The 14236-nt window shown below is 47.2% G+C and carries 9 protein-coding genes; 6 read left to right on the plus strand and 3 right to left on the minus strand.

Annotated elements, in window-relative coordinates; genetic code table 11:
- Positions 1–549: 549 nt before the first annotated feature.
- Positions 550–3957, plus strand: coding sequence for a PAS domain S-box protein (locus QUA02_RS06220; protein WP_333026077.1), 3408 nt, complete (start codon positions 550–552; stop codon positions 3955–3957).
- A 300-nt stretch (positions 3958–4257) separates the two neighbouring features.
- Positions 4258–4977: a Uma2 family endonuclease gene (locus QUA02_RS06225; RefSeq protein ID WP_333026079.1), complete on the plus strand. Its 720-nt coding sequence runs from the start codon at positions 4258–4260 to the stop codon at positions 4975–4977.
- 248 nt (positions 4978–5225) lie between these two features.
- Here the strand turns inward: QUA02_RS06225 and QUA02_RS06230 are convergent, their stop codons facing one another.
- From QUA02_RS06230 to QUA02_RS06240, 3 genes are all read right to left on the minus strand, one after another.
- Positions 5226–6296 carry an ABC transporter permease gene (locus tag QUA02_RS06230; protein ID WP_333026080.1) on the minus strand — a complete coding sequence of 357 codons (1071 nt, stop codon included), beginning with the start codon at positions 6294–6296 and terminating at the stop codon, positions 5226–5228.
- 134 nt (positions 6297–6430) lie between these two features.
- Complete coding sequence (locus QUA02_RS06235; RefSeq protein WP_333026082.1) at positions 6431–7564, minus strand: AI-2E family transporter; 1134 nt, start codon at positions 7562–7564, stop codon at positions 6431–6433.
- A gap of 110 nt (positions 7565–7674) precedes the next feature.
- Positions 7675–7839, minus strand: coding sequence for a hypothetical protein (locus tag QUA02_RS06240; protein ID WP_333026084.1), 165 nt, complete (start codon positions 7837–7839; stop codon positions 7675–7677).
- Positions 7840–7959: 120 nt separating this feature from the next.
- Here QUA02_RS06240 and QUA02_RS06245 point away from each other — a divergent pair, with 120 nt between their 5' ends.
- From QUA02_RS06245 to QUA02_RS06260, 4 genes are all read left to right on the plus strand, one after another.
- Positions 7960–9783, plus strand: a complete 1824-nt coding sequence (locus QUA02_RS06245) for an efflux RND transporter periplasmic adaptor subunit (RefSeq protein WP_333026085.1) — start codon at positions 7960–7962, stop codon at positions 9781–9783.
- Between the two features lie 280 nt (positions 9784–10063).
- A complete protein-coding gene (locus QUA02_RS06250) occupies positions 10064–10456 on the plus strand; it encodes a peptidase (protein WP_333026087.1) in 393 nt (130 codons plus the stop codon).
- The gene (locus QUA02_RS06255) at positions 10446–10850 is read left to right on the plus strand and encodes a HEPN domain-containing protein (protein WP_333026089.1); all 405 of its coding nucleotides are present in this window, start codon (positions 10446–10448) and stop codon (positions 10848–10850) included. The genes QUA02_RS06250 and QUA02_RS06255 overlap by 11 nt, the downstream gene beginning before the upstream one ends.
- Before the next feature lie 116 nt (positions 10851–10966).
- Positions 10967–14089 carry an efflux RND transporter permease subunit gene (locus QUA02_RS06260; protein ID WP_333026090.1) on the plus strand — a complete coding sequence of 1041 codons (3123 nt, stop codon included), beginning with the start codon at positions 10967–10969 and terminating at the stop codon, positions 14087–14089.
- Positions 14090–14236 lie beyond the last annotated feature (147 nt).

The following is a 14236-nucleotide window of genomic DNA, read 5'->3' on the forward strand; positions in this document are numbered from 1 at the left end:
TATTTCCTTCAATGATGTGGATGCAAACCTAGAAATTCGACTGCATTTCTAAGTGGTATGTATGCCATAGGCAAATAGTAGCATACATTAACGTATGTAAGGAAATGTGCTACTGTAATTCAACCCCTGATGCTTGAATTACCCTATGAGCGATCGATCGAGATTTTGCCCGCTTATTTTATTAATAGCAAATTTTCCAAGGGAAGATTGTTAAATTGTTTACATTTATCGCGATCGCAATCCTCAAACAACCACCGGTATTTTCACAGTAGGTTGGGTTGAGGTACGAAACCCAACCTACTTTCTAAAGATTGTTAAATTACTTATATTTGTCCCGCTGGCCACCCTCAACTCAACTGACAAGAGAATAGCGGTGGTATTTTTTGAGCAACCAAGTTGCTAGGTTTTCTCAAATGCCGCCGAGAAAGCGCCGAGATTAGTGGTAGCTTAGGTTCAGGGAATCTACAAAGCAGCAAGCATACGCCAAGCCGGTATTGTAAAACATCTGTCAAAATATTGATGTTATTGAAAAGCCTGAGTTCTCGCCTGATGAAAAGCTCGCCCAATATGTCACTGAGCCTAGTTTTGTTGATACCCCTGGTGGTGCAAATCTCCGTAGCAGTGGGCGTGACTGGATGGCTTTCGTTTCGCAACGGCCAGAAAGCCGTCAATGACCTTGCTACCAGGTTAAGCTGGGAAGTCGCAGCGAGAACTAAAGAAAATTTCCGCAGTTTTGGGGATGTGTCTCACCTGTTTCTGCAAATGAATACTGCTGCGATCGCCTCTGGAAACTTAGACCCGGAAGACTTCCCCAACTTAGAGCGCTATTTGTGGAACCAGACCAAGCTGAGCGATCGAAATACAACCATCTACTACGGCGACGAACAGGGAAAATTTCTCTTGCTCAAGAGAGAAGCAGAAGACTTAGTATACATCAGAGACGAATCAACGGCTCCAAACCGCGAAATTTATCGCCTGGACAGTCAAGGAAATCGCACTGAGCTAATCCAAACCGTCCCGTATGACCCCCGTACTAGACCGTGGTACCAAGCTGCAAAACAGTCAGGAAAAGCCACTTGGTCTCCCATCTACGTCTTCGCAGCCTCGCCAGTTCTGGGGATTACACCGGTGATGCCCATCTACACTAAAACGGGCAGCCTGCGGGGGGTACTGGCAATTGACCTGACTCTTTCTCAAATCAGCGATTTTCTCAAAAGCATCAAAATTAGCCCGTCGGGACAAGTTTTTGCGATCGAACGCAGCGGGGAAATAGTCGCCAGTTCCACAGACGAACTGCCCTTTGTCACTGGCCAAGACGGACAAAAACGGCTGTTAGCGACACAGAGCAAAAATTTGCTAATTCGATCGGCCTCCACATACTTGCAAAAACGATTTGGCAGTTTTGAACAAATTGACAGCCAAGGACAGTTTACCTTCGATATAGACGGCAAACGTCAATTCATTACAGTTGCTCCCCTGCAAGACGGCCGCGGTCTCGATTGGCTGATTGTAGTGACCATCCCAGAAGCAGACTTCATGGGGCAAATTAACGCCAACACTCGCACAACTATCTTATTGTGCTTTTTTGCCTTCATACTGGCGATCGGACTCGGAATTTTCACCTCTCGCTGGGTTGTAAAACCGATTACCCGATTGCTAGAAGCTTCCAAAGCTTTAACAAAAATGTCCGAATCATCCGACTTCACCTCCGCAGAATTAGACGGCGAAGTCGAAGTCCAAGGCGTCAAAGAACTCGGCCTCCTAGCTCAGTCTTTCAATCAAATGGCCAGACAATTGCGATCGTCTTTTGTCGCCCTAGAACAAACCAACTCCAGTTTAGAACAGCGAGTAGCAGAGCGGACTGCCGAACTCGAAGCCGCCGAGGCAGAATTGCGGGCTTTGTTTGCAGCCATGAACGAATTAATTATAGTTGTGGACGCCACCGGTCGCTACTTAAAAATCGCGCCCACCAATCTATCCCTGCTGTACAAACCAGCCGAAGAATTAATGGGCAAAACAGTCGGAGAGCTGTTTCCGCAAGCTACAGCCGCCAATTTTCTCAACCATATCCGAGCAGCTTTAGATACTCAGCAAACTGTCAGCATCGAGTACGATTTAATCATTGACGACCGCGAAGTTTGTTTTGTCGCCAGCATTTCGCCGCTTTCAGAAGAATCCGTAATTTTTGTAATCCGCGATATTACCGAACAAAAGCGAGCCGAATCTGTGCGGCGCCAAAGACAAAAACAATTGCTCAAACAAAATACGGTTTTGGTAGAACTCGCAAGAAATAAAGCACTGTATCGAGGCGATTTGCAAGTAGCTTTGAGGGAAATCACCGAAGCGGCGGCTCATACCCTAGATACAGAAGGAGCCGGAGCGTGGTTGTACGACGAAAGCCGATCGAAACTGCAATGTCTCGACCAATTTAGGCGCAGCAACTACCAGCATTCCCAAGGCGCCGAACTCGCAGCAGCCGACTATCCAGATTATTTTAGAGCTTTGGAAGAACACCGGACGATCGCAGCCGACGACGCTCTCTCAGATATTAGAACCAGAGAAGTTGTGGCATCTTACTTTGCACTCATCGGCATCACATCAACCTTAGATGCGCCGGTGCGGCTGGGAGGACAAACAGTCGGAGTCATATGTATCGAACAAGTGGGAACTCCTCGCAACTGGACAGTGGAAGAACAAAATTTCGCTGCTTCCCTGGCAGATTTAGTATCATTGGCGATCGAAGCCAGCGATCGCGATCGCACGCAAACCGCTCTGCGTCAAGCAGAACAAAAATACCGCAGCATCTTTGAAAATGCCGTCGAAGGCATTTTTCAAAGAACCCCCGAAGGCCGCTTCTTGAGCGTAAATCCAGCTTTAGCCCGCATCTACGGCTACGCCACTCCCGAAGAATTGATATCAAATCTCACTAACATCAGACAGCAAGCTTACGTCGATCCTCAGCAGCGCGAGAAGTTTATGCAGGTGATGCAAGAATTCGGAGAAATTTCGGGGTTTGAGTCAGAAGTTTACCGCGTTGACGGCAGCGTAATTTGGATTTCCGAAAGCGCGCGTGCAGTTTGCGGCGCCGGCGGCGAGGTACTTTACTATGAAGGCAGCGTCGAGGATATTAGCGATCGCAAAGTCTTTGAATCCGCCTTGCAACTCGCCGCAGAAGCAGCCGAAGCCGCTTCAACCGCAAAAAGCGCATTTTTGGCAAACATGAGCCACGAACTGCGAACACCTTTGAATGCCATCATCGGCTACAGCGAAATGCTCCAAGAAGAAACCGAAGAATTGGGCTACAATGAACTCACCCCAGATTTAGACAAAATCCGCACTTCCGGCAGACATTTGCTATCGCTAATTAACGACATTCTCGACATTTCTAAAATCGAAGCCGGCCGCATGGATCTTTACTTAGAAACCTTCGAAATCGCCGCCTTAATTGAAGAAGTCGCCTCCACCGCCGCGCCGCTAATTGAGAAAAACGGCAACACTCTCAACTTGCACCAAATTAGCAATATCGGCACTATGCACGGTGACATTACCAAAGTGCGGCAGATTTTATTAAATTTGCTGAGCAATGCCGCCAAATTCACTCAAAACGGTACAATTACCCTCACAGCCAGCCGAGAAAAAATCGCGGGCGACAGTAGCGAAGCGACACAAGAAAACAGTTCTGAACCTGCGGTGAATTCTCAATCTTCAATTGCTAGTAAAGAATTTTTAGTTTTTAATTGTACAGATACAGGAATTGGGATGAATCCAGACCAGTTGCAGCACATTTTCCAACCCTTTACCCAAGCAGACGCTTCTACCACGCGCAAGTACGGCGGCACCGGTTTGGGACTAGCCATCAGCCAGCGTTTTTGCCTAATGATGGGCGGCAATATTTCAGTAAAAAGTCAGGAGGGTGTTGGTTCTACTTTTACGATCCGCTTACCTCTAAATAATTAGCAGAAAGCATAAAAGTAAACACAGCTTGTTCAAGCTGTATCTTATAACAGTCCTGGACGCAAAGTGTCCGTATATGGTGTTTTTCTAGCGGCAATTCCCCCGCTTAAAAGCTCCTACACCTGGGTATAGTGCATAAGCTGTTCGGCATTTAAAGGAGGATAGTAGGGTGCGTCAGTACATAAGCGTTTCCCATGTATAGTCAATGTTCTAGCTGACGCACCTTACCTGGATCGTTAATGGTTTAAATGCGTAACAGCTTAAGTTTTATTATAATAGAAATTAGTTTTGAGGAAAGCCGCAATGTTACAGTACAACTTGCCGAGGAACTTGCCCTCCGCCGATGAACTGCCCGACTCGGATGAAACGCCTGTGGATAACGAACTGCAAGAACTAATACCGGGGTTGCTAAAGGCAATCTTGCTGATACTTTGGTCAGAACGCATGGACTGGTTTTTTGGCATTGATATGGGTCTTTACCATCACCCTGACGAGCCACCTATTGTCCCAGATGCTTTCTTGAGTTTAGGAGTAGAACGATTTTACGACGAAGAATTGCGTCCCAGTTACGTGGTGTGGGATGAAAATGTCATGCCGCTGTTCGTGCTAGAAGTTGTTTCCCCAACTTATCGCAAGGAATACAGCACAAAATTAGAAACTTATCAAGCTTTAGGCGTACTTTATTACGTCATTTATTCTTCCCGCCGCCGTCGTAAACCTCATTTGGAAGTACACAAGTTAGTCAATGGAAAGTACGAGTTACAGTCAGGAAATCCAGTTTGGATGCCAGAGATTGGTTTAGGAATTGGTTGTGAAAGGGGAAATTATTCAGGGGTGACAAGGGAATGGTTGTATTGGTATGATGCCGATGGAAAACGCTATCTGACACCTGAAGAACAGGTGAAAGAATCAGCGCAGCGCGCCCAACAATCAGCGCAGCGCGCCCAACAATTAGATCGGCGCGCCCAACAATTAGCTCAACGATTGCGGGAGTTGGGGGTAGATCCAGATAGTCTGAACTAATTGCAGTCAGTAATTCGCTTTTTGTGATGAGCTTCAGTTGCCCAAATCCACTTTAGTGCTTCTTTTGTTGGGCGGTGCGCGAGTCTCTGTTTTTAAGTGGGAAATCCGGGATTTTCCTCTCATATCCTGTTCGGTTAAACAGTTGTCATTCCCAAAGAAGTGAAGAATCTGGCTTTTTCGGCTCTCACGACGTGAGAGCTTGACTCATGACAACCAAGCTTTTACGGCAAATATTTTGAGAGTATTGTTTAATTCCTTTGAATGCTTCTCGGATCTAGAGCATCCCGCAACCCATCCCCCAATAAATTAAACGCCAAAACAGTCAAAATAATCAGTATTGCCGGAGGCCAAACCAACCAAGGCTGCAACACTAAAATTGAAGCATTAGTAGACAGGGATAGCAAATTTCCCCAAGAAGGATCTGGCTGTTGAATTCCCAATCCAATTAAACTCAAAACCGACTCCGCCACAATAAAACCCGGAACCGACAAAGTAGCAGAAATAATTACGTAAGTTGCAGTTTGCGGCAACACGTGGCGGACGATAATATAAATTGGATTGGCGCCCATAGCCCGCGCCGCCTGCACGAATTCTAGCTGTTTAATTGACAGTACCTGACCGCGAATCACCCGCGCTAAACTCGCCCAACTGATAAACGAAGTAATCAGCACAATCAATATAAATCGCTGAACGCTTGTCAATCCTGGAGGCAGCACTGCTGCTAGCGCTACTAATAAATAAAGACCGGGAATCGTCATCAACACTTCGGCGAAGCGCATTAAAATACTGTCAATCCAACTGCCGAAATAACCCGATATTCCTCCGATAAACAATCCCAAGGGAAAAGAAATTGCTATTCCTACTAAACCGATGCTGAGGCTAATTCTGCTGCCGTGTACTAAGCGACTGAATTGATCGCGAGCTTGTTCGTCCGTGCCTAAAATGTTAATTTTGCCTTCTCCTGTAGTGCCAAACAGGTGAATATCTAAAGGCAGGATTCCCAAAAATTTATAGGGGGAACCTTTGACAAATAAAACTAGAGAGGAAGGTTTTCGCTTGTCTACAATTACTTGGCGATCGCCCGTATTCGCATCCACAGATCCCTGAGTAGTAGGATAAACGTGCGGGCCGATAAATCTCCCGTCTCGGGTGGTTAAATAAATCTGAGTCGGCGGCAGCAAGGAACCATTTAATTGAGAGTCGTAGGGGTCGTAAGGCGCGACAAATTCGGCGAAAAGTGCTACTGTATAAAAAATTAACAGCAGCACTGCTCCCAACCGAGCTAGAGGGTTTTTTTTAAGATTTTGCCACCATTTCATAAGTTTTTAGGTTTGAGATTTTAAGTGGGTTCGTAGTAAGGACTAAAGTCCTTTCTTAAAGGGTTCAGTAGCAAGGACTGAATCCTTTAATAATAAACTTTTTCATGACTGAAGTCCTTACTACAAACATTAAACTATTTTTGTTCGTCGGCAACCAAAATTATTCTACTTTCCTTGTCTGCTATTTTCCCCAATTCCTCGCCGCTAAAGGGATTGTAGAAAAACGAACCTGTTTGCGGCGGCAATTTGGGATTGAGTACAATTTCAACTATACTTTTTACAACCCCAGTGAGCGGAATTGCCAGGATAACTCCCAACAACCCTCCCACTCTCCCTCCTAACAGCAAAGCTGTAAAAATAATTACCGGACTCAATCCGGTGAGATTCCCCATGATTCGGGGCGCTACTAAATTATCCTTGATTTGCTGGAGACCGATCGCCGCTACCAAAACTTGCAGCGCCAGCCACCAATCGATAAACGCTACAATTATACTAACAGTGCCAATGCCCAAAGTTGCCCCAATAAACGGAATTATTTCAGTCAATCCTATAAACACGGCAAACAACAGAAAAAACGGAACTTGCAGCCACCAAAAAGCCAGAGTCAGCGAGGTCGCCATAAATAGTCCCAGCAATAACTGTCCCGATACAAATCGCTGGAGATTTCGCTGCAAAGTATCGGTTAAAACATAGCGAATATCGGGCGAAAAAATACTTGTCAAACCCTGCCACACTCTTTGACCGTCGAGGAGCATATAAAATGAAATTACCAGGATGAAAATTAAGTCTAGAAACCAGTTAACAGTACCTACAACTAAACCCAAACTCGTACCAGCGATCGCCTGCACTTGTTCTTGCACTTTAGCAGATAATTGCTGCTCCAAAATTTCCACGTTAAAAGGCAAATTGCGATCGGCACTCCAAGTTTGGAATTCACCTAGCTGCAGTCGCCCCGACTCTAGCAATTCCGGGAACCTCACCCCCAACTGCCTCGCTTGGCTGAACACTGGGGGCGCAATAGTTAGACCAATTACTACTAATAGCAAACCCGCAGTTAAATAAACCAGCGCCGCAGCTACTCCCCGCGGCAAAAATACTTGCAGTCTTGCTACTGCATAATTTAATAAAAATGCAATGAGTCCCGCCGTTACTAAAATGCTGACCAATTCCCCAACATAACTGACAGCAGTTAGGGTAAACCATCCCGTCACTAGCACTAGCAACCAAGTAATTAGAAACTGTTGGACGGGAGAAAAGACACTATTCATTTTGATTTTTGTCAATTAAACTGGCACAACTTTTTGGCCTGATGTGCCGTATTTTACAACAAACACATTATAGATTAGCAATAATCAGTTCAAGATTAGAGTGAGTTTTTTCAGCATTGATGAGTTGGTGACGGCCAAACCGCTCCGGGACTGACAATGCGAGTTCGATCGCCCCGACGAGCTAATATTCCGTATGCCCCGGAGGCAGATCGAATTAAATGTCGATCGAACAAACTGTCGATCGAAATCGCCATTCTCAGGTGAAACGGCGCCACACTCACCCAAAAGGAGGAAGCGCGACTGCTCGTGCCCTCCGCTAAAATGAATCAAATACTATCGCAATCTTTCTTTACAATATAAACAGCCAAAGGCTAATACCGGCGAGAGGAACTACCGTGACCAATCAAGTTTTTTCAGAAGCGGAAGAAAAGAAACCCATTCCCCCCGTGCAGAGCGGACGCGACAATAAACCGGCAGCCGACGCGCCTGAAAGTGGAGTCTCAGACCGCTCTCGCTGGCAATTCTCCGGTGAGGAAGATGAACGAGAAGTAACCCTAGAAGTTCCAGAAATGGATGGGGAACAATCTGAAGTTTGGGAACCAGAAGAAACGGAAGTTGGGCCCAGCAAAGGAATCCGGTGGCCGGCCGTGTTGGCGGGCGTAGGAATTGGGGTGGTTGCAACCCTGGCGGGCGTACACTTGGTTTCGGGAAAAAGTGCGCGTCCCCCAGTTGCAGCCCCAGCGGCGGCTCAGTCGGCGACGGCTCAGACTGTGACAGTGGCGCCTGTGGAATCTGCTGAGGTGGGTGAAACTCTGGAAGCGACGGGCACCGTGGTGACCTACGACTTGCTGCCGGTGCTGCCGCAGGCTAACGGTTTGCAAATCAAGCAGGTGTTGGTGGCGGAGGGAGATGCGGTAGAAAAAGGTCAGACGATGGCGGTTTTGGACGATTCGGTGCTGCGATCGCAAATTGCCGAAGCGGTTGCTGGAGTACAATCGGCTAATTCTACCGTAGAACAAGCTGAAGCTCAGGTGCAGCAAGCTCAGTCAGCCCAACAAGAAGCCCAAGCCGGCGTCGCTCAAGCTCAAGCTGGCGTTGAAAAAGCCATCGCTGACGCAGCGCAAGCCCAAACAGGGGTCGGTCAGGCCAGGGCAGGTGTGGAGCAAGCTAAAGCTGGTGTCACTCAAGCTAAAGCGGGAATTGCTTCCGCCCAGGCTAAATTAGATCAAGCTCAAAGAGAAGTAAATCGCAGTCAAAATTTGGCGACTCAGGGAGTAATTAGCCAGCAAGATTTGGAAAGGCGAAAGACGGAGCGGCAGACGGCCGTTCAAGACTTGAACAAAACTAAAGCTGACTTGAATACAGCTTTGGAAGAACAGAATAAAGCAGCGGAAGAAGTGCGATCGGCTATTGCTAAAGTAGCTACTGCTGAAGCTAATATCAGTACGGCGAGAGCGGCTCTCAGCAGCGCTCGTGCTAAAGTGAATACCGCCGGAGCGAGTGTCAGCAGTGCCAGAGCAAATGTCGGAAATAACGCAGCAAGTGTTCGCAGCAATGATGCGCGAGTCAAACAGTTACAAACTCAACTAGAACAAACTATAGTGCGAGCACCGGATAGCGGCACTGTGGCTGAAAGAATTGGTCGAGTTGGCGATGTTTCTTCGGGGAGTCAAAAACTCTTTTCAATTATTCGGGGAAACAAGCTGGAACTACAATTGAAAGTGCCGGAAACTCAGGTGGCGCAAGTGCGACCGGGAACAGCGGTGCAGATTACTTCTGACTCTGACAAGCGGATTAAGTTGTCAGGAACTGTGCGAGATATTTCGCCGCTTGTTGACCCGCAAAATCGGCAAGCTACGGTGAAGATTGATTTGCCGGTCAGCGAGTTTTTGCGATCGGGAATGTTTTTGCGCGCATCGATTTCGACGGCAACTGCTCGAGGTTTGAAAGTCCCCGCTAAAGCTATTTTACCGCAATCTGACGGCAGTGCTGTGGTTTACAAACTTGTCGGTGAGGATAAGGTGCAAGCTCAACCGGTGCAAGTTGGGGAAATTTCCGGGGGCGCTGTAGGGGATTTGACTGCTGCTAAGGTGGAGGTTAAAAAGGGTTTGAAGGCGGGCGACCGAGTTGTTATTGCTGGGGCTGGTTATCTGAAGGATGGCGATCGGGTTAAAGTTGTTCCTTCCTCTGCCGAGAAGCCTAATGCTCGATCGAAATAAGCAAGCGCCCTAAAAAAAGGTAGGAATCAAAAAAATAATTATTTCATCTACTTACTTTTTATATCCTTGCCTTTTTGAGTATATTAGACCTCTCCCAAAAAGCCATCTTGAACAGGCAGGATGCCTGTGAAGCGATAATTATGGGAGAGGTCTATTGTAGGGTGCGTCGCTGCGGAATTTTCGATCTTATTTATAGATGATTGATAGCGACGCACCCGACGATCGCTGACGCAAGTAGTTGCTAAAATATTAACAAGCAAAGCTCTCCCGATCGACAATTATGACTGCCATCCAAGAGCCAACTATTAAAACCACACGCTTTGACGATTTAATCGCCGATTTCAATAAAATCAGAAGTCTCTACGCAGTAGAAGATCCTCTAGAAGCCTTTAAGTTAATCATCGACCAAGAAGTGATGGTAAGTTTAATTTTAGAAGCTCACTCTAAAATTAGAGAACTATTTCCTAGCGAAAGATTGGGATTAGAAGTGAAAACCGATCCAGAAATTGCAAATTGGCGATCGCTGTGGATTACCATTTACACCAAGCTCGAAGTCGATGAAGCTTTTGCAAAGTTGAAAATCCTTGACGATAGCTGGTGGCTAGATGCTAAAATAGCAGCCCCCAAAAATGATTTACATATTAGCCTTGAATGGGAGTCAAATGAAATTTGATTGGTCTGAATATTTGAACTTAGCCCAAGAGTTAGCTGCCACAAATAATGACAGTTCAGCTAACAGAGAAGCCAAGTTGCGATCGGCGATAAGTAGAGCATACTATTCGACATTTTGCCTAGCGCGAAATTACTTGCGCGATATTGAAAAAGACCCCAGGCTTTCTCGTAAGAATCGCGATATCAACGAACATCAATATGTAGCAGAGGAATTTATATACCACCCAACCAAAATGAAACATATGGTCAAAATAGGTGAAAACTTAAGCAGATTGAGAGAACTTAGGAATAAAGCTGATTATGAAGATACTGTATATAACTTACAAAATGCTGTAAAAAATGCTTTAATGCTAGCTCAGAATATTATTTCAGCGTCAAATAATTTAACTCAATAAGCTGAATCATAATTCAAGTAGATGAGTGCGATCGCTGGCTGTTGATTTACAATAAAAATGCCCAATGCCCCCTTCCCAATGACCCCGGCCCAATTCCCCATTCCCAAATCCCAATTATGTCTTTTAATATTTCGGCTTGGTCTATCAAACAGCCCGTCCCCACTATTGTTCTATTCTTAGTTCTGACAATAGGGGGTTTAGTATGTTTTCCGCTTTTAGGCATCGATGATTCGCCGAATATCGATGTTCCCTCTGTTTCGATATCTGTCACCCAACCGGGGGCAGATCCGTCAGAACTAGAATCTCAAGTCACGAAAAAAGTTGAAGATGCTGTTGCTGGCTTGGGCAATATCGATCACATTATCTCGACAGTTAATGACGGTTCATCTAATACCACTGTTAACTTTCTGCTAGGCACAAATAGCGATCGCGCCACTAACGACGTGCGGAATGCGATCGCCCAAATCCGCCAAAGCTTGCCGCAAGATATTAACGATCCCGTTGTCAAGCGGGTTGAGTTTGCCGGCAGTTCCATCATGTCCTACGCCGTCGTTTCCGATCGCCAATCCGTAGAACAATTAAGCGATTTAATCGACCAAAACATCAGCCGCGTCCTCCTCTCAGTCAAAGGTGTGGCTCAAGTGCAGCGCATAGGAGGTAGAGACAGGGATATTCGAGTAGATTTAAACCCAGAACAACTGCAAAGTCTCGGCATTACAGCCACCCAAGTTAACGACCAAATTCGCAATTTTAACATCAATTTACCGGGCGGGCGAACCGAAATCGGCAATTCCGAGCAAACAGTCCGCACCCTCGGCAGTGCCAAAACGATCGAGGAACTGAAAACCTATCAAATTACCCTGCCCAACGGCGGATTTGTCCCTCTCACCAGTTTGGGAGAAGTGAGTGAGGGCTATGCAGAAGCGCGTCAGGCGGCGCGGCTCAACGGTAAACCTGTAGTGGCTTTTTCCATCCTCCGCAGCACCGGCAGCACTTTGGTCAGTGTCGAAGAAGCGGTGCGGGAAATTCTGAAAAAACATCAAAAGACTTTGCCGCCAGATGTCAAGTTGGAACTTATTTATACCCTAGCAGACCATATTCGAGATTCCTATGAAGCTTCTGTGGATGCTTTAGTTTTGGGGGCTGTTTTAGCAATCATCACGATTTTTATTTTTTTGCGGGACTGGCGAGCTACTTTGATTGCTGCTGTGGCGCTGCCGCTGTCGGTAATTCCTACTTGTATTGTGCTCCAATTTTTGGGCTATACCCTCAACAGTATGACTTTGCTGGCACTGGCGCTGGTGGTGGGAGTATTGGTAGATGATGCGATCGTGGAAATTGAGAATATCGAACGCCACGTCGGGATGGGGAAAACTCCCTATCAAGCTGCTTTGGATGCTTCTGATGAAATTGGTTTGGCTGTTGTCGCTACTACGATGACGATTGTCTCGGTATTTGCGCCGGTGGCTTTTATGCCGGGAATTCCGGGTCAGTTTTTTCGGCCTTTTGGGGTGACGGTTTCGGCGTCGGTTTTATTTTCGCTGCTGGTAGCCCGAACTGTGACTCCGATGATGGCGGCTTATTTGTTTAAGGAGAAAGGACACGATCTGAAACAGTTAAAAAAAGACCAATTATCCTATCAGTATCGGCGGCTGTTAATTTGGGCGCTGAAACATCGGGCGATCGTCCTAATTTTAGCTGTGGCTGTATTTTTTGGCAGCGTTCAGTTAATACCTTTGATTCCGACTGGGTTTATCGATCGCGATGATACCGGACTTTCTACTGTCTCGATCGAACTTCCTCCCGGTTCTACTTTGCAGCAGACGGATTTAGCAGTAGAACAGGCAACTAAAATATTGCTCGCCCATCCTGCGGTGGAAAGCGTTTTAGAGACAGAAGGTTCTCCGGCAGTTTCTGGCGGTGCCGGCGGGGGTGGCGGCGGTGCTAGCGGCGTCAATACAGGGACGCTTTACGTGAAGCTGAAACCTGCGGATAAACGGATCGCACAACAGCAGTTTGAAGAGGAAATGCGCCCCAAACTGATCGATGTGCCGGGAGTGCGGCTCAGTTTTGCTCAAGGGCGAGTGGGCGGTAGAAAGCAAATGTCGATCGTCCTAAAAAGCGAAAATGCCGAGGCTTTAACTAAAACGGCCCTTGCCCTTACCCAACAAATGAGTCAGGTGCCGGGATTGATTGAGGTGCAATCTAGTGCGAGTTTGGTGAAGCCAGAAATCCTGATTAAACCTGATCCGAATCGGGCGGCGGATCAGGGTGTATCGGTGCAGCAGATTGCCCGCACTGCAAATCTGGCAACTATCGGAGATATTGACTCGAATCTTGCTAAGTTCGATTTACCAGACAGACAAATTCCGATTCATGTGATGTTGGCGCCGCAGTTTCGCAGCGATATCGAAACAATTAAAAATCTGCAAGTACCGGCGAAAAATAATACTTTGGTGCCGTTGAGGGCTGTGGCGGATATTGGTTTGGGCAGCGGGCCCTCTCAGATCGATCGCTACGACAGAGCTCGCCAAGTGTCTGTAGAGGGCAATTTGTTGCAGGGTATTAATTTGGGAGAAGCTTTCGCTGCGGTGAAACAACTGCCGGCGATGAATCCTCTGCCCCCCGGCGTCGAACAGGAATCTTCGGGAGATACGAAGGTGATGCAGGATATATTCAGCGGTTTTGCGACGGCGCTGGGAACGGCGGTGCTGTTTATTTACGCCGTTTTGGTGCTGCTGTTTGCGAATTTCCTGCACCCGGTAACAATTATGGCAGCGCTGCCTTTGTCGCTGGGGGGCGCGCTGCTGGGATTGCTGGTGGGGCAAAAGTCTTTGGGGCTGTACGCTTTGATCGGGATCGTGTTGCTGATGGGAATTGTGACGAAAAACTCGATTTTGTTGGTGGATTACGCGATTCTCAATCAGAAGGAAGGCAAGCCGATGTACGAGGCAACGCTGGAGTCGGGGGTGGCGCGGGTGCGGCCGATTTTGATGACAACGATCGCGATGATTGCTGGAATGGCGCCAATTGCGCTGGGAATCGGTGCCGGTTCTCAGGTGCGGAGCCCGATGGCGATGGCGGTAGTTGGCGGTTTGATGACTTCGACGCTGCTGACTTTGGTGGTGATTCCGGTGATTTTTACCTATGTTGATGGTTTTCTAATCTGGATTTTTAAGCTGGGGAAAGGCGGTAGCAAGGGGAAAGGAAAGAAAGTGCGATCGAAGTTCTCCGGGTAGGGAAACGGCACTGCCGTGTCCTCTAAATCAGGAGACGGCAATGCCGTGTCCCTACAGATATCCTTCCGGGTAGGGAAACGGCACTGCCGTCTCCTCCTACCGTGTTGCTCCCAATCAGGAGACGGCAATGCCGTGTCCCTACAACCA

It is taken from the genome of Microcoleus pseudofavosus SVA1_A4, from assembly GCF_036700565.1.
Lineage (GTDB): Bacteria > Cyanobacteriota > Cyanobacteriia > Cyanobacteriales > Microcoleaceae > Microcoleus.